Below are 21,015 nucleotides of genomic sequence, written 5' to 3' on the forward strand. Positions count from 1 at the left end.
CTTCTCGGCTCGACAATTCTTTCTCGTTTTGACAAGAGAGAGGCATAAAATGGGGGTTTGGGCCGTACGCGGCCAACTGGAGAATGGTGAATGACTGATTTGCATGAGCTGCCAGAGCGCGAGAGCATGGAATTCGACGTGGTAATCGTCGGTGGGGGACCGGCGGGGCTTTCCGCGGCGATCAGGCTGAAGCAGGTCAATCCGGATCTGACGGTGGTCGTCCTGGAAAAGGGTTCGGAAATCGGCGCGCACATTCTCTCCGGCGCGGTCGTCGACCCGATCGGCATCGACCGTCTTCTGCCCGGCTGGCGCGAGGAGGAGGGTCATCCCTTCAAGACCGAAGTCACGGCCGACCACTTCCTGTTCCTCGGCCCGGCCGGCTCCATCCGCCTGCCGAACGCCTTCATGCCGCCGCTGATGAACAATCACGGCAATTACATCGTCTCGCTCGGCAACGTCTGTCGGTGGCTCGCCGAAAAGGCCGAGGCGCTCGGCGTCGAGATCTATCCGGGCTTTGCCGCAACCGAAGTGCTCTACAACGACGAAGGCGCCGTCATCGGCGTTGCGACCGGCGACATGGGCATCGAGCGCAACGGCGAACCGGGGCCGAACTTTACGCGTGGCATGGCTCTGCTCGGCAAATATGTGCTGATCGGCGAAGGCGTGCGTGGGTCGCTTGCCAAGCAGCTCATTGCCAAGTTCGATCTTTCCAAGGACCGTCAGCCGCAGAAATTCGGCATCGGCATCAAGGAATTGTGGCAGGTCAAGCCGGAGCACCACCGGCCGGGTCTGGTGCAGCACTCCTTCGGCTGGCCGCTGGATATGAAAACGGGCGGCGGCTCGTTCCTCTATCACCTCGAGGACAATCTGGTCGCCGTCGGCTTCGTCGTGCACCTAAACTACAAGAACCCCTACCTCTACCCGTTCGAGGAATTCCAGCGCTTCAAGACGCATCCGGCGATCCGCGGTACCTTCGAGGGCGGCAAGCGCCTCTCCTACGGCGCCCGCGCGATCACCGAGGGCGGTTATCAGTCGGTGCCGAAGCTCTCCTTCCCGGGCGGCGCGCTGATCGGCTGTTCCGCGGGCTTCGTCAACGTGCCGCGCATCAAGGGCAGCCATAACGCCGTGCTCTCCGGCATGCTCGCCGCCGACAAGATCGCCGCGGCGATTGCCGCCGGCCGCGCCAACGACGAAGTGGTCGAGATCGAGAACGCCTGGCGCGCCACCGATATCGGCAAGGACCTGAAGCGGGTGCGCAACGTCAAGCCGCTGTGGTCGAAGTTCGGAACGGCTGTCGGCGTGGCGCTCGGCGGCCTCGATATGTGGACAAACCAGCTCCTGGGTTTCTCCTTCTTCGGTACCCTGAAGCATGCGAAGACCGACGCGCAGTCGCTGGAGCCGGCAGCAAAGCACAAGAAGATCGACTATCCGAAGCCGGACGGCGTGCTGACCTTCGATCGTCTCTCGTCGGTGTTCCTCTCGAACACCAACCATGAGGAGGATCAGCCGATCCACCTGCAATTGAAGGATCCGGCGCTGCAGAAGTCTTCGGAGCTCGACGTCTACGCCGGCCCTTCGACGCGCTACTGCCCGGCCGGCGTCTACGAATGGGTGGAGAAGGACGGCAAGGAGACCTTCGTGATCAACGCGCAGAACTGCGTGCACTGCAAGACCTGCGACATCAAGGACCCGAACCAGAACATCAACTGGGTGCCGCCGCAGGGCGGCGAGGGGCCGGTCTATCCGAACATGTAGTCGGATCGCTTGTGAGTTTCAGAAGCCGGGGAGGTCAGCGCCTTGCCCGGCTTTTTGCCGTATCGCATCCGAGTGCGGCTTTGCGACCGCAATCGCCTCAATTTTGTGCGCAATCGGCTTGATAAATGCCGACTAAGACTGCAATTTGCGCCCTCGTTCGAAGTCACTGGAAAGACATAAGAGATGCAAGCCGCCACATCGCGCCCCACATTTGACGTCAAGCCGAACCAGCACCCGATGCCCGAGGCAGAACGGGCCAAGGCCTTCGAGAGCCTGGGCTTCGGCACGCTGTTCAGCGACCACATGGCCGTGATCCGGTGGAATGTCGACAAGGGGTGGCATTCCGCTGAAATTACCGCCCGTGCACCTTTCCAGATCGATCCCGCGAGCAGCGTGCTGCACTATGCCCAGGAGATCTTCGAGGGGATGAAGGCATACCGGACGGCCGATGGCCGCGCCGTTCTCTTCCGGCCTGAGGAAAATGCCCGCCGCTTTGCCGCGTCGGCGGAGCGCATGGCGATGCCGGAAATACCGGAGGAGATTTTCCTCGAAGCCGTCGAACGGCTCGTCCGGATCGACAGCAAGTGGATTCCGGACGGCGACGGCAGCCTCTATCTGCGTCCGTTCATGTTCGCCAGCGAGGTTTTCCTCGGCGTGCGGCCGTCGCGCGATTACATTTTCTGCGTCATTGCCTCGCCGGTCGGCCCCTATTTCAAGGGCGGTGCGAAGGCTGTCAGCATCTGGGTCTCCGAGCATTATAGCCGGGCCGCTCCCGGCGGTACGGGCGCTGCGAAATGCGGCGGAAACTACGCCTCAAGCCTTGTCGCGCAGGCCGAAGCCGCGGCGCGCGGATGCGATCAGGTCGTTTTCCTTGACGCCGCCGAGCACCGCTGGGTGGAAGAACTGGGCGGCATGAACGTCTTCTTCGTCATGGAGGATGGCTCGCTCGTAACACCGCCCCTTTCAGGCACCATCCTGCCGGGGATCACCCGCGCTTCGCTGATCGCTCTTGCCCGCGATCAGGGACTGACCGTCCACGAGCGGCCCTATTCCTTTGAGGATTGGAAGGCCGATGCGCAAAGCGGACGACTGAAGGAAGCGTTCGCCTGCGGCACGGCTGCCGTCGTCGCCGGTATCGGCGCGGTAAAGTTCACGGGCGGGGAATTCCGCATCGGCGGCGGCGAGACCGGCCCTGTCACCAACAAGCTGCGCGAAGACCTCGTCAGCGTCCAGCGCGGACGCAGCAACGACCCGCACGGCTGGGTAAAGGCAATCGACGGTGTGTAATTGATCGTTCCTTTTTAAGTTTTTCGGCGGGTGCGGCGACGCACCCGCCGTTTTTTGTTCTACAGCAGCGTGCCGCTCAGGATCATCAGCGCGACCGAGAAGTAGATCACGAGACCCGTCACGTCGACCAGCGTGGCGACGAACGGCGCCGAGGCGCTTGCCGGGTCGAAACGCAGCTTCTGCAGCAGGAACGGCAGCATCGAGCCGCAGACCGAGCCGAAGGTTACGATACCGATCAGCGCCGCGAAGACGGTAAAGCCGACCAGGTGCCAATGTTCGCCGTAGTCGAACAGCCCAAGCGACTGCCAGACGGTGATGCGGATAAGCCCGATCAGGCCGAGGATCACGCCGAGCGTAATCCCGGACGGCAGTTCGCGCAGCAGCACCCGCCACCAGTCGGAGAGCTTGATCTCGCCGAGCGCCAGCGCCCGGATGATCAGCGAGGTCGCCTGCGAGCCGGAGTTGCCGCCGGAGCTCATGATCAGCGGAATGAAGAGCGTCAGAACGACCGCCTTTTCCAGCTCGCCTTCGAAGTGCTGCATGGCGCTTGCAGTCAGCATCTCGCCGAGAAACAGCGCTGCGAGCCAGCCGGCGCGCTTGCGGATCATGCCGAGGAAGCCGATCGACATATAGGGTTTGCCGAGCGCTTCCATGCCGCCGTATTTCTGGGCGTCTTCCGTCGTGTCGGCGATCATCGTGTCGATGACGTCGTCGACGGTGACGATGCCGAGCATCTTGCCATCGTCGTTGGTGACGGGCAGGGCGAGCAGGTTGTGCTTGCGGATCAGTCGCGCGACGTCCTCCTGCTTCATCAGCGCATCCGCGGTGACTGGGGCGCCTTGCTGGGCGACGGCGAGGATGGAATCGTCCGGCGCGCCGGTGATGAGACGGCGCAGCGTCACGACATGGATCAGCGAATGCGTGTGAGCGTCGAGAATGTAGATCGCATAGACCGTTTCGCGCGAGCGCTCCACCTGACAGACGTGGTCGAGCGTCTGGGCGACCGTCCAGGTGTCCGGCACGCTGACGAACTCCGTCGTCATGATGCTGCCGGCCGTCCCCGGCGGGTAGCCCATGAGGTTCTGGATGGCGACGCGCGTGGCGTTGTCCATGAGATCGAAAATGCGGGCATGCGTCGCCTCGTCCATTTCCAGGAAAAGATCGACCACGCGGTCGTTCGCCGTCGCGTTGAGGAGACGGGCCGCTTGCTCGGACGGCATCTCCGTCAGGATCGCGGCGGCGTTGTGAAGCTCAGGGCGGCTTAAGATCCCGACTGCCTTTTGCTGCGGCAAGGCGGCAAGCACACGGGCGGCTTCGGAAATTTCGAGTGCATTGAGCCGCTCAACGCGCTCGGCGGTGCTGATGGCGCCGCGACCGTCGTTGATGAGGCTGAGGGCAGCATGTCCTGCCCGGAGAGGAAGGCTGTTGAAGTTCATTGGCTTGCCTTTCAGTCGATCCGCCGTCGCAGCGGATCGTGGCAAGCCGACAGGAGTCGGTTAGAGCACGAAGGCCGCGGACGGCAAAGGCAATCGACTACTACTGTCGCTAGGCATCGTAAGATGGCTCCGGTTAATCGGCATGGAAGCACGCTGTCTTCCACGGCCGAGAGATGGCTCCCGCGTGCAAAAAAGTCAAGTGGCCGAAAAGGTTAATGCCACAATGCCGCACCAGTTTTTCGTCAGCGTCAGGCGTCTTTCTGTCGCCGCTCGAKAGCAACGGCGAAGGCAAAGACCAGAAGGCCGGCGAACGACAGGACCGCGCCGACATAGCCGGTCGCGGCAGCGGTGTAGCCCCAAACGATGACGAGCCCGCCGAGCCAGGCGCCGAGCGCGTTGGCGATATTGAACGCCGAATGGTTGGAGGCGGCGGCAAGCGTCTGCGCGTCGGCGGCGACATCCATCAGCCGCGTCTGGACGGCCGGGCAGGCGGCAAAGCCGCAGCCGATCAGGAACACGCAGATGCACAGCATCAGCGGGTTTGCGGCTGTCAGCGAAAACAGGACCATCACCACGATGTTGAATACGAGCATGCCGCCGATCGTACCCTTGAGCGAGATATCGGCGAGGCGCGAGCCGACGATGTTGCCGACGTTCATGCCGATGCCGAAGAGAGCAAGCACGATCGGAACCATGCGCGCCGGCATGCCGGCCACGTCGGTTGTCGTCGAGGCAATGTAGGTAAAGATCGAAAACATACCGCCGAAGCCGACGGCGGCCATCGCCAGCGCCAGCCAGACCTGAACGCGCCGCAACGCTCCCAATTCGCGCAGGATGCTGGCACCTTCCTCGACCTCGTCCTTCGGCTGGAAGAGCGCGATCAAGAGGACGGTCAGCGCACCGATAGCGCCGACCATCATGAAGGCGGCGCGCCAGCTCAGGAGCTGGCCGAGGAAAGTTGCGACCGGGGTTCCGACGAGCGTCGCGATCGTAAGCCCGAGCATGACCTGGCCGACGGCGCGGGCGCGGCGTTGGGCCGGCACCATCGAGGCAGCGACCAGCGCGGCGACGCCAAAGTAGGCGCCGTGCGGCAGGCCTGTGATAAAGCGCAGAATGGTGAAGGATGCGAAGGTCGGCGCCAGCGCGCTGGCGATGTTGCCGAGTGCAAACACCGTCATCAACAGAAGGAGGAGCGTCCGACGGGACAACTTGGCGGCAAGTGCCGCAATCACCGGCGCGCCGATAACCACGCCGAGTGCGTAGGCGCTGATGACGTGCCCCGCCTGCGGCGTCGTCACGTCGAACGCGCCGGCGACGTCCGGCAGCAAGCCCATGACGACGAATTCGCCGGTGCCGATGCCGAAGCCGCCGACGGCGAGCGCCAGCGTGACCAGGGCGACCGCTGCTTTCGACGGTTCCTGTGTGATTTCCGACGAGGCGAGACGGTCAACGGCGACATCACTCACGGGCGAACTCCTGTGCGGCGGACGTAAAGGGGGCCGCGAGACGGCGCGGTCGAGCCTGCCTGCCTCGGACGATTTCCGGGAAATACGATTGAAGAGCGCGAAGCGCCCAGAAACACTTATCCAGCGCAATCGATGGCGCTGTCGCGTGCAATTTTTGCAGTGCAGCATCCTGTTATGTGCATAGGTTCGATGCACGTGGTGGCACGACGTCTCGCGACAGGTGCTTGAAATGCCGGCGAGGCGAACCATCTCCCCAGTTGCGCCGAAGCAGTCATGGCCCAGCCGGGTCTTTGCCTTTTTGTGAAACGACCGGGGATCGATGAAATTCATCGGGTTTTTCAATCGCGACGGCGGAACCTTCCGCACGATCGACCTGCAAGCTTATGCTCTGCGAGCAACGCAGGTCTTTCGCGATGCCGGCCACGATTTCGAAGCGCAGATCGTGGGCAGCGATAACGTCGTGGCCGCCATGCAGCACGCGGCACGCCGCGACGAGGTGGACGGTATCGTCGCCGGCGGAGGTGACGGCACGGTCTCGGCGGCTGCAGCCGTCGCCTGGCGCAGCGGCATTGCGCTCGGTGTTATTCCAGCCGGCACGATGAATCTCTTCGCTCGATCCCTGCGACTGCCGCTCGACATATGGCAGGCGCTGGACGTCCTGGCTTACGGCGAGATCGAGCACGTCGACATAGGCAGCGCCAATGGGCGGCCCTTCATCCACCAGTTTTCGGCCGGCATGCATGCCCGCATGGTGCGCTACCGCAGCGCCTACACCTATCGCTCGCGTGTCGGAAAAATATCGGCGAGCGTTCGTGCGGCCTTCGGCGTCGTCTTCAACCCACCGGAATTCGACGTGGATTTTGTCGCAGATGATATTCGCGAGCGACGGCGCGTGTCGGCGGTCCTGGTATCCAACAATCCCTTCGGCGAGAATGCTCTGCTCTACGCCGACAGGCTGACGACGGGAACGCTGGGTTTCTACACAGCAAACCCGATGAGGCCGCTCGGCGTCGCCAGGCTCGCAGTGGACATGCTGAGGGGTAGATTTCGCGAAAACGCGGATGTCATGGTCATGCACACCAATGCGCTGAAGCTGCATTTTCCGCGGATGAGCCCGAAAGCCCACTGCGTGATCGACGGCGAACTCCTGCCTTTGCGTCGCGACGTCGAACTGCTGCTGCATCCCGGCGAACTCAAGGTCATGGTCAACAAGGACACCGCCGAGCGCGCGGCCGCGGAGGCGGCGCTTCAGCAGGCAGGCGCCTGACGGCCGGAGAGGCTCTAAAGCCGGGGCAGGTAGGTCTGGTAGTCGAAATCCGAGACGGTGCGCAGATAGGTGATCGCTTCCTTGCGCTTCGTGTCGCCGTAGAGCTTGCGGTAGCGTTCGCCGAAGACGTCGGCGATGAAGGGCGATGCGGAAAATTCCTCGACAGCGGTCAGGAAGTCGTGCGTCAGTCGCTCGACGCCGACCGGATCCTTGCCCGGTTCGGTGGCCGCGCCGGGATCGAGGTCCTCGTCGAGGCCAAGCAGCATTCCCCCGAGGATCGCGGTCAGTAGCAGGTAGGGATTGACGTCGGCGCCGGCGACCCGGTGTTCGATGCGCGCGGCGGGGCCTTGGCTGTCCGGAATGCGGATCGCCGTGCCGCGATGACCAAATCCCCAGTCGATATCGACGGGTGCGAAAGAGCCGGGCTGGAAGCGCCGATAGGAATTGGCGAAGGGCGCGAAGATCAGCTGCGCCTGGCGCATCGTCTTCAGCATGCCGGCGCAGACCGATTTCAGCCGCACCGGATCGCCGCCTTTGGCGTCGAGGATGTTGCGGCCCTCGCGGTCGACGATGCTGGCATGAACGTGCAGCCCAGAACCGGCCTGGTCGGCATAGGGCTTTGCCATGCAGGTGGATTTCAGGCCGTGACGGCGTGCGGCCTGTTCGGCAATCCGCTTCAGGTAGATGCAGTCGTCGGCCGCGGCGAGCGCATCGGGCCGATGCAGCAGATTGATTTCGAACTGGCCGTGGCCGAATTCCGCGGTTGTCGCGTCGGCTGGCAGTTCCATTTCGCGCGCCCAGGCGCGAACCGTCTGCAGATAGTCATCCAGCGCGTCCGTGGCGTTCATGTCGTAGAGCTGGAAACCGTTCGGCTTTCCGCGATAGGTCAGCCGCTCCGGCGGACGCGGCTTGCCGGTTTCGCGCCAGTCGTCCTCCACCACGTAGAATTCGAGTTCCGTTGCCACCACGGGCGTCAGCCCCCGTGCCTCGAAGCGCTTCAGCAGTTCGGCCAGGATCGCGCGCGGGCACATGAAGCTCGGCGCGCCGTCGAACTCGTGCATCGTGGCCAGCACCTGCTTGGAGCCGTCGGGCGCCCAGGGCATGGCCGCCAGCGACCGCCGGTCGGGAAGGACAGCGCCGTCGGGATCGCCGACCGACAGCGAAAGCCCTGTGATGTCGTCGTTGTCGTCGCCCCAGATGTCCAGCGACTGGGTGGAGGAAGGCAGGCGCACCGAGCCGTCCCAGACCTTCTTTTCCGCCTCCAGCGGAATTTGCTTGCCGCGCAGGTCGCCATTCATGCCGACAAGCAGGATCTCGATCCTGGGCGGGGCGTTGGCGGGCGCGGTGCCGGCTGCTGGGCGTTCTTTCGTCATGGTCGGCTTCGTTTCGGCTCTTGAGGGAGGCCCTTGGTGGCGTGGCGATTCTCTCGCCTGTCCCTTGCCAAATGCCTGTAGGATAGGCATTTTCCTAGCCCATTCTGCTTCGTCGTTCAATGATTTGCGGATTTTTGCGGGTTTCCGAGGGAAACGCGCCGAAGGTCCTTCATCCCCTAAGGAAGCCTTTTGATGCCGACCACGTCCGCCGCCGTTTCCAACCTTGGTGCCCTGGATGCCGCCCACCATCTTCATCCCTTCTCCGACATGGGGAAGCTGAACGCCGCCGGCACACGGATCATCGAGCGCGCCGAAGGCTGCCACATCTACGACAATCACGGTAAGCGCTACCTGGACGGCTTTGCCGGTCTCTGGTGCGTCAATATCGGTTACGGCCGCAGGGAAATCGCCGACGCCGTCATGCGGCAGATGAACGAGCTTCCCTACTACAACACGTTTTTCGGCACCACCACGCCACCGACCGTTCTGCTCGCGCAGAAGATCGTTTCGCACGCCGGACCGAACATCAACAGGGTCTTCTTCACCGGCTCTGGCTCTGAAGCCAACGACACCTGGTTGCGCATGGCCCGCGTCTATTGGGCAGCAGTTGGCAAGCCTTCGAAGAAGATGGTGATTGCCCGCCGCAACGGCTACCACGGCTCCACGATTGCCGGCGCGTCGCTCGGCGGCATGAAATACATGCACGAGCAGGGCGATCTGCCGATCGCCGGCATCGTCCATATCGGCGAGCCCTATTGGTATGGCGAGGGCGGGGATCTGTCGCCTGCTGCGTTCGGCTTGAAGGCCGCGCGCGAGCTGGAGCAGATGATCGACGAACTCGGCGAGGACAATGTTGCCGCCTTCGTCGCAGAGCCGATCCAGGGTGCGGGCGGCGTCATCGTGCCGCCGGAGGCCTACTGGCCGGAAATCGCCCGCATCTGCAAGGCCCGTAACATTCTGCTGGTCATGGACGAGGTAATCTGCGGCTTCGGCCGCACCGGCAACTGGTTCGGATTTCAGCATTTCGGCGTCGAGCCGGATCTCGCCCCGATCGCCAAGGGGCTATCCTCCGGCTATTTGCCGATCGGCGGCGTGATGGTCAGCGATCGCGTCGGTGACGTGCTGGTCAACGAGGTCGGCGACTTCAACCACGGCTTCACCTATTCCGGGCATCCGGTCTGTGCTGCCGCGGCGTTGGAAAACCTGCGCATCATCGACGAGGAGGGACTTGTCGAGCGCGTCCGCAACGATATCGGTCCTTATTTCGCGGCGGGGCTTCAGTCGCTTGAGGATCACCCGATGGTGGGTGAGACGCAGAGCGTCGGGCTGATGGGCGCGGTCCAGCTTGCGGAAAGCAAGGCGACCCGGGGCCGCTTCGAGGACCGCGAGCGCGCCGGCGTGGAGGTGCGCAACCATTGCCTCGCCAACGGTCTGGTGCTGCGCGCCACGGCTGATCGCATGCTGTTTTCGCCGCCGCTGATCATCACGCGCGACGAGGTCGATACCATGATCCGCACCACGCGCGCCGCGCTGGATGCCGTCTGGGCCGAGGCGAAAGGCTAGTCGGAAAACCGCGTACCACTTTTCCTAGAATTGCTCGAAGCCGGCTTACTTAGGATAGATCCAGGAGTAGGCGAAGGTCACAGCAGAGCCGGCCTCGCCGTTGGCGTAGCTGACGTCGGCGCGACGGACGGTGGAGCCCTCGTAGCGAGGGCCGACGGCGCTGCGCAGCCACTCGACGAGCGTTGCCGGCATCGCGCCGTTATCCTTCTCCGGCAGCCAGACGAGCAGGATCGGCCGATTGCGGCTCCATTCGTAGCCGGTCTCCAGATTGGCGAAAAATCTCGACATGACAGGCACTGTCGGCAGCTGCAGTTTGAGATTGCCGGCCGGAAGCCAGTCGTCGGTTACCGCAAGTCCCGGCTGCTTTCCTTCGCTTGCCACCACCTGTTCGACAAAGCTGTCATAGGGAACGTTGTAGGCCTCGTAACTCTTGAACCAGTGCGGAAGCGTTACCCGCACCAGGAGCGCCGCCGGGATGAGCAGCATCAACGCCAACGGAATGTAGATGAACCGCTTGGCAAATGCGTCCGGATTCACGCCGGCTGCTTCCATCTTGAGGCAGAGGTAGATCGGCAGCGGCAGCAGGAAGGGCAGGAGCCAGCGGTCGCGCAGGTCGGTCATGCCGACGGCAACGATCAGCGCCAGCACCGAAAGCGCGAGCACGGCCGCGAAGATCTCGAAGAAGCGCGTCCATTCGTCGGATTGCTTGAGGTTTTTCAAAAAGCTCCCACGGAAAACCAGCGCGTAGAGCAGCAGGGTCGGCGCGCCCATCAAGATGACGAGCTTGACGAATTTCAGCGGACCCGCACTGAATTTCGAGATCGCGCTCGCGGGCGCGTTCTGCGCCATGATGCCGAGAGTGCGGCCGGAGGCAAGGTCGAGGTTGTGGACGAGCCACAGCCCATGCGGCAGGAAGATCAGCAGTCCGACCGTAATCGTCATCAAGAAGCGCTTGTCGAAAATCCGCGAACGGCCCTGCGGATGGAACCAGACGGCGACGAGTGCCGCGGCGGGGACCAAGACGAAGTTATACTTCGACAACATTCCGAGACCAAGAGCGACGCCCATCAGGAAATAGGAAGCGATATCAGGCGCTTTCAGCGTTCGGATCACGGCATGCAGGAACAGGTTGACGGTCAGGAGTTCGGCGACGGTGTGGGTGAGGTCCCGCTGCGCTTCCCAGGAGAGCTGGGGGATCGCGAAGAGCGATAGCGTCGCGATCGCTGCGAAGAATTTGTCCTTCAGGACAAGCCGCGCGAGCTTGTAGTAACTCACATAAACGAGAAAAAGCGCCGCATTCTTGACGAAGGCAAGCGTTGCGACAGACAGCCCGAAGAGAGCGACGACCGTCGCATTCACCCAATTGTAGAGCGGCGGTTGGGAATCGTAGCCAAGCGCCAGCCACTGGGAGAAGAAGGCTTGCTGCGACTCGTCGTAGCGCAGCCCCTGCGGCATCGCCAGGCGCACGAAGAATTCAAGAAGGAAATACCCGGCAAGCAGGAGAATGACCGCATCGGGCTTTCGAGCGAAAAGCCGGTCGGGACGGATGGATCCGACCGGATAGTCCCGCAGGGACATGGTCTGACCATACGCGGCGCGCCCTTCGGCACCTGCGGTAGGTGTATATTCCGACAAAGCTCCGTCCCCGAATGGCATGCCAGCAAGAAGTCAGGAAAAAACCGCCGACTCATTGGCACATGTCATTTTAGATTATTACTATGCCCGAATAAATGAAGCGGGCCCGGATTGCTACTGATTAGTAGGCGGGCGCCCTCACTCATCTCTAAATTAGATTTTCAAATGGAATTAATTCGTTACTGCATCTTCTTGATGTGGATCGTATAAACGCCGTTGCCATTCGCTTCTTAACTGTGGCCGGTCGGCCACAGTTTGCGAAGGTAAAACGACCCGCTCTGGCCGACGCTATACGTCGAGATGGTTTCGATCGAAGATCTCGCGGACCACGTAGTTCGGGGAGGCGTCGTCGCGGTAGTAGGTGCGCGCAATCATCTCCGAGAGGATGCCGGTGGTGATCATCTGCACCGAGGACAACAACAGCACCACGCCCACCATCAGGAGCGGTCTTGTGCCGATATCGTCGCCCATGACGAACTTGTCGAAGGCCAGGTAGACGAAGATCAGCGCGGCGAGCGCACCCAGTCCGAGACCGAGTGAACCGAAGAAATGGCCGGGCCGCGCCTTGTAGCGCATGAAGAACATGACCGAGAGAAGGTCGAGGATGACGCGGAAGGTGCGCGAGATCCCGTATTTCGACGTACCGTGCTGACGTGCGTGATGGGTAACCACCATTTCGCCGATGCGCGAGCTTGGAACGACGTTCGCGACCCAGGCCGGGATGAAGCGATGCATCTCGCCCATCAGCTTGACCTGCTTGATGATGGAGGCGCGATAGATCTTCAGGCTGCAGCCATAGTCGTGCAGTTTCACGCCGGTGATGCGACCGATCAGATAGTTGGCGCACCAGGAAGGGATCTTGCGAAGGAAGAGGCCGTCCTGGCGGTTCTTGCGCCAGCCGACCAAAAGGTCGAGCTGTCGCCGTTCCAGCTCCGCGACCATCGCGGGGATGTCCTTCGGATCGTTCTGCAGGTCGCCATCCATGGTGGCGATGAGGCGGCCGGCGGCGGTGTCGATGCCGGCCTGCATGGCGGCGGTCTGTCCGAAATTGCGCTGCAGCTCGACGACCCGCAACGTCAACCCGTCATTGCCGACGGCGAGCCGGGCGTTGGCAAGCGTCGCATCCGTGCTGCCGTCATCGACCAGGATGAGCTCCCAAGGCTCGGCATAACCGGACATCGCCGCCGATATGCGGTCGATCAGCGGACCGACGCTCTCTTCCTCGTTGAACACCGGCACCACGAGCGAAAGCGCGATCGGGTTCGCCGCGGTCGTAGGGCGGATGGACTCAGCCGTTGTCTGCAACTCTTCTTTCTCCTAAAAGACCGACGATATCGGTCGAAAGCGGGCATGACAGCCGCTTTGAAATTTTCAAGGTGCCTAACTACATGAAGCCAACTCCGGTTGCCAGCCGACAATCCTGGTTTATGCGCAACCGCATGACGCTTCTGACCTTCGCGGTGGTCGCGGCCTATGCGGCCTTCATCGAATGGTTCTGGGGTTGGCAGTCGATACTGGCGCAATGGGCAACGATCGGCGTGCTGCAGATCTTGACCGCACTGGTCCTGCTGACCAGCACCTATTTCCTCAGAACCTGGCGTATCTACGACTATTTTCCGCGCGAGACGGCCGGACGCTATCTGGCGCTCTTTCGCGTGACGCAGATCCACAATCTCCTCAATATCATGCTGCCGTTCCGCACCGGCGAAACCAGTTTTCCATTGCTGATGCGCACCGAATTTGGCATTCCGCTCGCACGCGGAACCTCGGCGCTGCTGGTCATGCGGCTTCTCGACCTGCATGCATTGATGAGTGCCGGTGGTATCGGGCTTGTTGCCGGATCCTCCTGGCCGATTTGGGGCGTGATCGTCTGGCTGCTTTTCTTGCTGGCGCCGGTCTTAGGCTTCGCCATGCGCCGTCCGCTCCTCCGGTTTGCCGCCAAATCCTTGCCGGCCAAGGCGCAGTCTCTGGTTCATGAGATCGAGCGCGGGCTTCCGCGCGATGCCAAAGCCTTTGGCCGGGCATGGATGACGACGATCGTGAACTGGCTCGTCAAGGTGCTGGTGCTTGCCTGGGCGCTCAGGCTGATGCAGGTGACGCCGCTTGCCGCGAGCTTCGGCGGCGCGCTCGGCGGCGAGCTTTCCTCCGTCCTTCCGGTCCATGCACCCGGCGGCGTCGGCACCTATCCCGCGGGGATCACGGCAGGCGCGGTCGCTTTCGGCGGCGGACGCGACAAGGCAGCGCTCGATCTTCTCGCGCAGGCAAGCATCAACGCGCATCTGCTGATCATCGTTTCGGCCCTGACGGGCACGGCACTGGCGCTGCTGGTCGGACGCGCGCGTCCGGCAGACCGCTAGGGCCCATCACCCCCATCAAGCTCGGCGATACGCCGGCGCAGGAATGTTTGTTCCGGCGCCTGGCGGCAGTGCGTCAAAGCCTTTTCATAGGCGCGCCTTGCCTCCTCGGTCCTGCCCAGCTGCCGCAGAAAGTCGGCGCGGGCGGCGTGCGCCAGATGATATTCGGCGAGATCTCCCCTTTCGATGATCGCATCGGCGATCTTCAGACCGCTGGCGGGGCCATCGCACATCGAGATCGCCACGGCGCGATTGAGCTCGATCACCGGCGAGGGATGATCGGCAAGGAGCAGCTCGTAGAGCCCGGCGACCCGCCGCCAGTTTGTCTCGGGCGCCGTTTCGACCCGCGCGTGCTCGGCGGCGATCGCCGCCTGCAGAACGTAGACGCCGGCCGAAGATCCTGGTTTTTCCGCGTCGACGAGCGCCAGTCCCTCCGCGATCATCGCCCTATCCCATAAAGAACGGTTTTGATCGGGAAGGAGCACCAGCTCGCCGGAGGGGTCGCTGCGCGCATTGCGCCTTGAATGCTGCAACAGCATCAGCGCCAGCAGCCCCTTCACTTCTCCATCCGGGAGCAGGCCGGCCAAAAGGCGGCAAAGGCGGATTGCCTCGCCGGCAAGATCGGACCTGACGACAGCGTCGCCCCTGGAGGCGGAATAGCCCTCGTTGAAAACGAGGTAGACGACCGTGAGCACCCGCTCCAGTCGGTGCGGCAGTTCGGCCGGCTCCGGGACCTCATAAGGAAGTTTCAGCGCCTTGATGCGGTTCTTCGCCCGTACGATCCGCTGCGCGACCGTCGGCGCCGGCACGAGAAATGCATGCGCAATCTCCTCGGTCGTCAATCCACAGACTTCCCGGAGTGCCAGCGCCGCCTGCGCATCTGCCGGCAGCGCCGGGTGACAGCAGGTGAAGATCAGCCGCAGCATGTTGTCTTCTATCGGCTCCATCGCGGATAGCTCCAGCATTTCGGCCTCAGGATAGAGAGTGCGCTGGATTTCATCGGCGCCGGCGTCGAAGCGTGCCCGTCGCCGGATCTGGTCGATGGCGCGAAAGCGCCCCGCGGAGACGAGCCAGGCGAAGGGATTGTCCGGCACGCCAGCGTCCGGCCACGCGCGGGCGGCGGCCGCAAAGGCGTCGTGCAGCGCTTCCTCCGCCCTGTCGAAATCGCCGAGCAGGCGGATGAGCGTCGCCAGCACCTTTCGCGACTGCGCCCGATAGATCTCCTCGATCACCTTCTCCACGACGAACCTCAGCACTCCTCCTTGATCGAGTAGGCCGGGCGCACCTCGATCGAACCGTATTTTGCCACCGGAAAAGTAGCGGCGATCGCGGTTGCTTCCCGCATATCCTCCGCCTCGATCACGACGAAACCGCCGAGATGCTCCTTGAGTTCGGCGAAGGGACCGTCGGTTGCCGAGACGTCGCCACTGCGCACCCGCACCGTCACCGCGTTTTCGGGCTCACGCAAAGCGAGCGCGACGACGAGATGTCCGCTGTCGCGCAGCCGGTCGTCATTGGCGATCGACTCTCTTGTCAGCGTCTCTCCCTCTTCCTTCGAAATGGCGCGGATCCTGGCGGTTTCGAACCAGACTTGGCAAAGATATTTCATCGCCGCCCCTCACACGTCGTCGCGGAAGGAATAGATCGGCCTGACCTCGATCGTCCCGAGCCTGGCAAGCGGAATGCCCGCGGCAACGCGGATCGCGTCGTTCAGATCCTTGGCGTCGATCAGTATGAAGCCGCCGAGTTGTTCCTTGGTTTCGGCAAAGGGGCCATCGGTCACCGATGTCTCGCCGCTGCGAACCGTGACCTTCACCGCCGAACGCGGCGACTGCAGGGCTTCCGCGTGGATCATGTGGCCGCTTGCGACAAGATCCTGATCGTAGGCGAATGAATCGCGGTCGAGGCTTGCCTTTTCCTCCGGCGACATCGCTTCCAACAGGGCGCTGTCGAACCACACCTGACAAAGATATTTCACACCGATCTCCCTCGTTTCACTTTCGACAGCTCTTGGACGATCAGCCTAAGCGTATTTCGACACCGGAGGAAAAGTCTTTTTGGCGAGCTTTCTGTCGAATTTTCACAAGCGCGCTCGACAACGCTCCATCAACGTCGATGAAGGAGACGGAGCGATGGGTGTTCTCGAAAGCGTGCTTGCGAGCCTGATCGGCAACGCTGAAGAAATCGGCCGGATGGAACGCGACGATGCCTATGTCATGAGGGCGTTGCTGCGGACAGCCATGGCGCTTGCGGCCTTCGCGGTCATGGTCGTCGCGCTTGACGTGGCATCGGTCGGCACGCCATCGATCACGGATCGCGCGGCAACGACGATCGCCACGCGTTAGTCAGCTTTTGCGCAATTCCTGACGGAAAACCGCGCTACACTTTTCCTGGAGTTGCTCTGGAAACCGGCTACTGGAAGGCGGTTTCGAAGAAGCTTCTGAGCTTGCGGGAATGCAGTGCTTCAGGCGGCATGGACGCAAGCTTCTGGATGGCGCGGATACCGATCTGCAGGTGCTGGTTCACCTGCGTACGGTAGAACGCGGTCGCCATGCCCGGCAATTTCAGCTCGCCATGCAACGGCTTGTCGGAAACGCAGAGCAGCGTTCCGTAGGGTACGCGGAAGCGGAAGCCATTGGCGGCAATGGTGGCCGATTCCATGTCGAGGGCAATCGCGCGCGCCTGGCTGAGGCGCTTGACGGGTCCTGCCTGGTCGCGCAGTTCCCAGTTGCGGTTGTCGATGGTGCCAACGGTGCCGGTGCGCATGATGCGCTTCAGCTCGAAGCCTTCGTAGCCGGTGATCTCGGCAACGGCTGCCTCGAGCGCCACCTGCACTTCGGCCAGGGCCGGGATCGGCACCCAGACGGGAAGGTCGTCGTCGAGAACGTGGTCCTCGCGCATATAGGCATGGGCGAGCACATAGTCGCCGAGCCGCTGGCTGTTGCGCAAGCCGGCGCAGTGGCCGAGCATCAGCCACGCGTGCGGTCGCAGCACCGCGACGTGGTCGGTGATGGTCTTGGCGTTGGACGGGCCGACGCCGATGTTGACCATCGTGATGCCGGCATGCCCCTTCTTCTTCAGATGGTAGGCCGGCATTTGCGGCAGGCGCACGGCGCCGCTGTTGCCTTCCGGCTGGCTCGATCCGGCAAGCGTCACGATATTTCCCGGCTCGACGAAGGCGGTGTAGCCGTCGCCGCCGCCCTTGGCCATAACGTCGCGGGCCCAGGTGCAGAACTCGTCGATATAGAACTGGTAGTTCGTGAACAGCACGAAATTCTGGAAATGATTGGCGCTGGTCGCGGTGTAGTGCGCAAGGCGGGCGAGCGAATAGTCGATGCGCTGCGCGGTGAAGGCGGCGAGCGGCGAGGGCTGGCCCGGCGGCGGGATATATTCGCCGTTGGCGATCTCGTCGTCGGTCGTGTTGAGGTCCGGCGTATCGAAGATATCGCGCAGTGGCACGTCGACGAAGGCGTTGGCGGACGCTTCCACATGGGCACCTTCGCCAAACGCGAAATGCAGCGGGATCGGCGTGGATGATTCCGACACCACGATCGGAACGTTGTGGCTGCTGCGCAGCAGCGCCAGCTGCTGATTGAGATAGTATTTGAAGAGCTGCGGCCGGGTAATGGTCGTCGTATAGACGCCAGGCGCCGTGACATGCCCATAGGAGAGACGCGAGTCCACGTGGCCGAAACTGGTCGTCTCGATGCTGACCTGCGGATAAAAGGCACGGTAGCGCGACTTGATCGGCGCGCCCTTGGCGAGCTCCGCGAAATGATCGATGAGAAACGCCGTGTTGCGCTCGTAAAGCGCCGTCAGCGCCTCGACGGCGAGTGCCGGATCATCGAAGCTTTGCGGCTGGAAGGGCGGAGGGGACGCAATGTCGAGAGGCGGCAGGGAAGGGATTCGTGTGCTCATGGGGCATTATAGGGTGTAGTTTTTAACAAGCAAACGACGCGGCAAAGGATAAAGAGAGAATTTCAGCGGGCGCTTCGCCCGCGCTAGGCGTGCCCGCGTTTATCGAACGACGGAACACGTCGCTCCGCTCGACTGCAGGCACGTAAAGCTCGCGCCGAAATGCGACTGCGCGCCGCTTCCGCCGTTGTACTGGACGGCTGCCGAAAATGTGATCGCGAAGACGGCCGCGGACAGCGTAATGATGGTGAAGCGTCGCGCCATGATGTTGAACATGTTCTTGATCCCTGCACTTGATCGTGCCCTATCGTGATCGCAGTTTTGCCACGAGCAGGCTGAACGGGTGCTGAGAGCCGGGTTCATCCGGCGTTCAGGTTTCAGGACCGGCGGGTTGGCGGCGTATTGGATGTTTCGATGGTTAAAGAGGAGCTATTTTTGATGACGGCAGCAATCGAACTTTACTACTGGCCGACCCCGAACGGCTGGAAGATCACCATCATGCTCGAGGAACTCGGCGTTCCCTACGAGGTGAAATTCGTCAATATCGGCAGGGGCGATCAGTTCGCACCGGACTTTCTGAAGATTGCCCCGAACAACCGCATGCCTGCGATCATCGATCCCGAGGGGCCGGGCGGCCAGCCGATTTCCGTTTTCGAGTCAGGCGCCATCCTGCAATATCTCGGGCGGAAGTTCGGCAAGTTCTATCCGGCCGATGAACGCACGCGCGTCGCCGTCGAGGAATGGCTGTACTGGCAAGTCGGCGGTCTAGGCCCGATGGCGGGGCAAGCCAACCATTTCCGCAACTATGCGCCGGAGAAGGTCGAATACGGCATCAACCGCTACACGAACGAGGTCAATCGGCTCTATGGCGTCATGAACACGCGTCTTGCCGATCGGCCGTTCCTCGCCGGTGACTATTCGATCGCCGACATGGCGAGCCTGGGCTGGGTCGTGTCCCACGAGCGCCAGGGGCAAGACCTCAACGACTTCCCCAATCTCAAGCGCTGGTTCGAAACGCTCATGGCGCGCCCAGCGGTCTTGAGGGCCATGGAGGTGGGCAAGGAAGAGCGGGCGAACAGCAATCTCGCGACCGACAAGGAAGCCCAGAAGATCCTCTTCAATCAACGCGCCCGCTGACGCGGAAGCGGCGCGTCGAACACCGGCGGAGAGCCGGGTCATGGCGCGGACAAAACTGCGACTGCTCTTCCTTCGTCATGCTCTGGCTCGTCCCGAGCATCCGCACCGTTTGATTTTATTGAGACGCAGCAGATCCCCGGCACAAGGCCGAGGATGACGCCGAGTGAGGGGCGTGGTTTTTCGTCTGGAGCTGCGCAGAATAAGCTAGAGCCGCGTCCAGGTCTGGGATTTGCAGAGAATTTTGAGCACGCAGCCCTGCAGCTTCAACGCGTCGCCCGATACGCTGCCTGAACCGCTATAGGTCTTGTCCGCTTCCGGGTCGGTCAGTTCGCCCGTGTAGCTGCCGCCGGTGCCGCTCATCTTGCCGATCTGGCGGCCGGTGAATTTGCCGCTTTTCAGCGTCACGCAGTAGGCGCTGCCGCAGAGGCCGATTTCGGCCGTTTCACCCTTGGCTGTCTTCCAGGTGCCGACGATCGGCTCTTCGGCCCGCGCAAAACCCGTTCCAAGTGCAAAGACGCAGCCGACGACGCCGGCCAACATAATACTGCGGATCATATACCCTCCCGTTCTGCAATCCTCCACGGTCTCCCACCGCGGAGTCGGCAGGAAATCTAGCTTACGCGAACGTAAAGGTAAATCATGAAGTCGCAAGAAAACGTTGGAGCGAGTTGTTTGTCTTTAGGCAATTGCGGACTGAAAAACGGCTTCGCGCTTTTCCAGTCGTTGTACCTATAGGCGCGTCCAGATCTGCGATTTGCAGAAGGCTTTCATGGCGCAGCCCTTCAGTTGCAGCGCGTTGCCCGATACCGTCCCTGATCCGTCATAGATCCTGTTCGTGACGGGGTCGGTCAGTTTGCCGACGTAGCTGCCGTTGCCGCCGGTAAACTGGCCAATCTGGTGCCCCGCGAACTTTCCGGTTTTCAGCGTGGCGCAGAAGCCCTTGCCGCAGTGGTCGACGACGGCGGTGTCTCCCTCGAGCGTCTTCCAGTTGCCGACGATCATGTCTTCGGCCTGCGCAACACCTGCCATGGACAGCGCGGCTGCAACGGCGGCGATGAGAATGGCTGTGCGTATCATCCACTATCCCCCTGGCTTTGGCGGCGATTTTGCTGCGCAAGGCTTGGCGCCGATACCTCACCATTCTCCGAGAAGAACCGGATTTATGGTCTTTCGATGGAGCGTTTTGATGATCTCACCCAGGGCTGTTCCGTTTTCACGGTGAACAAAGGGTTGAAATCGAAAACTTAATCATTCGTAAAATTCCTCGAAAAGTCCTTAATCTGCAAGGCAAGCGATGTTTAACAGAATCCCAAGTTTACCAAGCGTTTGCACTTTGTTTGCATCGAATTAATCAAGCATTTTAAGCGCTTTTTGAAAGCCGTCTGAGATAGTGAAGCCATCAGACGAGCGGGGCAAACCCGCCACCCGGAAGGGGCCCAAGAGCCGCAATAGACGGCCAGGCCCCCGACGGAAAACAGGGATAGCATACACGCTGAAACAGGGACAAAACCGATGGCACGCTTCGAAATCGCAAATTCTGAAATGGCCACGATGGCTGGCAATGCCGATACCTACTGCGAGATGGGCCTGATGTATGCAACCGGCCGCGGTTGTCAGGTCGACCTTGTCGCTGCGCACAAGTGGCTCAACATCGCCGCCATCAGGGGCTGCGATCGCGCCGCGGAGCTCAGGGCCGACGTCGCCGCCTCGCTCAGCAAAATGGAACTCGCGGCCGCCCTTCGCGCAGCTCGCGAATGGATGACGATGCACTGAAGCGGTGCCGATCTGAATAGCGGCTTCGGCCTCATGGGGACGGAGTCGAATGCA

The 21,015-nt window shown here is 62.0% G+C and carries 20 protein-coding genes; 8 read left to right on the top strand and 12 right to left on the bottom strand.

Annotation, left to right across the window (positions count from 1 at the left end):
- Positions 1-90: 90 nt before the first annotated feature.
- Positions 91-1,755: an electron transfer flavoprotein-ubiquinone oxidoreductase gene (locus AB4048_RS18280; protein WP_442203409.1), complete on the top strand. Its 1,665-nt coding sequence runs from the start codon at positions 91-93 to the stop codon at positions 1,753-1,755.
- A 183-nt stretch (positions 1,756-1,938) separates the two neighbouring features.
- Entirely contained in the window at positions 1,939-3,042 is a 1,104-nt protein-coding gene (locus tag AB4048_RS18285) for a branched-chain amino acid aminotransferase (protein WP_442203410.1), read from the top strand.
- A gap of 59 nt (positions 3,043-3,101) precedes the next feature.
- Here the strand turns inward: AB4048_RS18285 and mgtE are convergent, their stop codons facing one another.
- Together mgtE and AB4048_RS18295 are read right to left on the bottom strand one after the other, a co-directional pair.
- A complete protein-coding gene (gene mgtE, locus AB4048_RS18290; protein ID WP_442203411.1) occupies positions 3,102-4,478 on the bottom strand; it encodes a magnesium transporter in 1,377 nt (458 codons plus the stop codon).
- A gap of 248 nt (positions 4,479-4,726) precedes the next feature.
- On the bottom strand, positions 4,727-5,905 hold the full coding sequence (locus AB4048_RS18295; protein WP_442203452.1) for an MFS transporter: 1,179 nt from the start codon (positions 5,903-5,905) through the stop codon (positions 4,727-4,729).
- Positions 5,906-6,263: 358 nt separating this feature from the next.
- On the opposite strand from AB4048_RS18295, the gene AB4048_RS18300 reads away from it, so the two are divergent.
- Complete coding sequence (locus AB4048_RS18300; protein ID WP_442203412.1) at positions 6,264-7,211, top strand: diacylglycerol/lipid kinase family protein; 948 nt, start codon at positions 6,264-6,266, stop codon at positions 7,209-7,211.
- A gap of 14 nt (positions 7,212-7,225) precedes the next feature.
- Here the strand turns inward: AB4048_RS18300 and AB4048_RS18305 are convergent, their stop codons facing one another.
- On the bottom strand, positions 7,226-8,584 hold the full coding sequence (locus AB4048_RS18305) for a glutamine synthetase family protein (protein ID WP_442203413.1): 1,359 nt from the start codon (positions 8,582-8,584) through the stop codon (positions 7,226-7,228).
- A 192-nt stretch (positions 8,585-8,776) separates the two neighbouring features.
- Here AB4048_RS18305 and AB4048_RS18310 point away from each other — a divergent pair, with 192 nt between their 5' ends.
- On the top strand, positions 8,777-10,147 hold the full coding sequence (locus AB4048_RS18310) for an aspartate aminotransferase family protein (protein ID WP_442203414.1): 1,371 nt from the start codon (positions 8,777-8,779) through the stop codon (positions 10,145-10,147).
- A 45-nt stretch (positions 10,148-10,192) separates the two neighbouring features.
- Here AB4048_RS18310 and AB4048_RS18315 read toward each other — a convergent pair whose 3' ends face one another.
- Together AB4048_RS18315 and AB4048_RS18320 are read right to left on the bottom strand one after the other, a co-directional pair.
- Entirely contained in the window at positions 10,193-11,782 is a 1,590-nt protein-coding gene (locus AB4048_RS18315) for a glycosyltransferase family 39 protein (protein WP_442203415.1), read from the bottom strand.
- A gap of 288 nt (positions 11,783-12,070) precedes the next feature.
- The gene (locus tag AB4048_RS18320) at positions 12,071-13,087 is read right to left on the bottom strand and encodes a glycosyltransferase family 2 protein (protein WP_442203416.1); all 1,017 of its coding nucleotides are present in this window, start codon (positions 13,085-13,087) and stop codon (positions 12,071-12,073) included.
- Positions 13,088-13,170: 83 nt separating this feature from the next.
- Here AB4048_RS18320 and AB4048_RS18325 point away from each other — a divergent pair, with 83 nt between their 5' ends.
- A complete protein-coding gene (locus AB4048_RS18325) occupies positions 13,171-14,139 on the top strand; it encodes a lysylphosphatidylglycerol synthase transmembrane domain-containing protein (RefSeq protein ID WP_442203417.1) in 969 nt (322 codons plus the stop codon).
- Here AB4048_RS18325 and AB4048_RS18330 read toward each other — a convergent pair.
- Genes AB4048_RS18330 through AB4048_RS18340 form a run of 3 tightly spaced genes read right to left on the bottom strand, consistent with a single transcriptional unit; the run spans position 14,136 to position 16,114 of the window.
- Positions 14,136-15,377 (bottom strand): RNA polymerase sigma factor, encoded by a 1,242-nt coding sequence (locus tag AB4048_RS18330; protein WP_442203453.1) that lies wholly within the window; start codon positions 15,375-15,377, stop codon positions 14,136-14,138. The two genes, AB4048_RS18325 and AB4048_RS18330, sit on opposite strands and share 4 nt — an antisense overlap.
- Before the next feature lie 8 nt (positions 15,378-15,385).
- Positions 15,386-15,745, bottom strand: coding sequence for a YciI family protein (locus tag AB4048_RS18335; protein WP_442203418.1), 360 nt, complete (start codon positions 15,743-15,745; stop codon positions 15,386-15,388).
- A 9-nt stretch (positions 15,746-15,754) separates the two neighbouring features.
- Positions 15,755-16,114 (bottom strand): YciI family protein, encoded by a 360-nt coding sequence (locus tag AB4048_RS18340; RefSeq protein WP_442203419.1) that lies wholly within the window; start codon positions 16,112-16,114, stop codon positions 15,755-15,757.
- A gap of 154 nt (positions 16,115-16,268) precedes the next feature.
- Between AB4048_RS18340 and AB4048_RS18345 the strand changes: the two genes are divergently transcribed.
- On the top strand, positions 16,269-16,481 hold the full coding sequence (locus tag AB4048_RS18345; protein ID WP_442203420.1) for a hypothetical protein: 213 nt from the start codon (positions 16,269-16,271) through the stop codon (positions 16,479-16,481).
- A 67-nt stretch (positions 16,482-16,548) separates the two neighbouring features.
- Here AB4048_RS18345 and AB4048_RS18350 read toward each other — a convergent pair whose 3' ends face one another.
- Positions 16,549-18,054 (bottom strand): AMP nucleosidase, encoded by a 1,506-nt coding sequence (locus AB4048_RS18350; RefSeq protein WP_442203421.1) that lies wholly within the window; start codon positions 18,052-18,054, stop codon positions 16,549-16,551.
- Between the two features lie 99 nt (positions 18,055-18,153).
- On the bottom strand, positions 18,154-18,327 hold the full coding sequence (locus AB4048_RS18355; RefSeq protein WP_442203422.1) for a hypothetical protein: 174 nt from the start codon (positions 18,325-18,327) through the stop codon (positions 18,154-18,156).
- 162 nt (positions 18,328-18,489) lie between these two features.
- On the opposite strand from AB4048_RS18355, the gene AB4048_RS18360 reads away from it, so the two are divergent.
- Positions 18,490-19,188, top strand: coding sequence for a glutathione S-transferase family protein (locus AB4048_RS18360; protein WP_442203423.1), 699 nt, complete (start codon positions 18,490-18,492; stop codon positions 19,186-19,188).
- A 204-nt stretch (positions 19,189-19,392) separates the two neighbouring features.
- Here AB4048_RS18360 and AB4048_RS18365 read toward each other — a convergent pair whose 3' ends face one another.
- Positions 19,393-19,743: a DUF2147 domain-containing protein gene (locus tag AB4048_RS18365; protein ID WP_442203424.1), complete on the bottom strand. Its 351-nt coding sequence runs from the start codon at positions 19,741-19,743 to the stop codon at positions 19,393-19,395.
- 174 nt (positions 19,744-19,917) lie between these two features.
- Positions 19,918-20,265, bottom strand: a complete 348-nt coding sequence (locus tag AB4048_RS18370) for a DUF2147 domain-containing protein (RefSeq protein ID WP_442203425.1) — start codon at positions 20,263-20,265, stop codon at positions 19,918-19,920.
- Positions 20,266-20,700: 435 nt separating this feature from the next.
- On the opposite strand from AB4048_RS18370, the gene AB4048_RS18375 reads away from it, so the two are divergent.
- Complete coding sequence (locus AB4048_RS18375) at positions 20,701-20,961, top strand: sel1 repeat family protein (protein ID WP_442203426.1); 261 nt, start codon at positions 20,701-20,703, stop codon at positions 20,959-20,961.
- The last annotated feature ends 54 nt before the right edge of the window (positions 20,962-21,015 follow it).

The sequence above is a fragment of the Rhizobium sp. RAF56 genome (assembly GCF_052113965.1).
GTDB lineage: Bacteria > Pseudomonadota > Alphaproteobacteria > Rhizobiales > Rhizobiaceae > Rhizobium.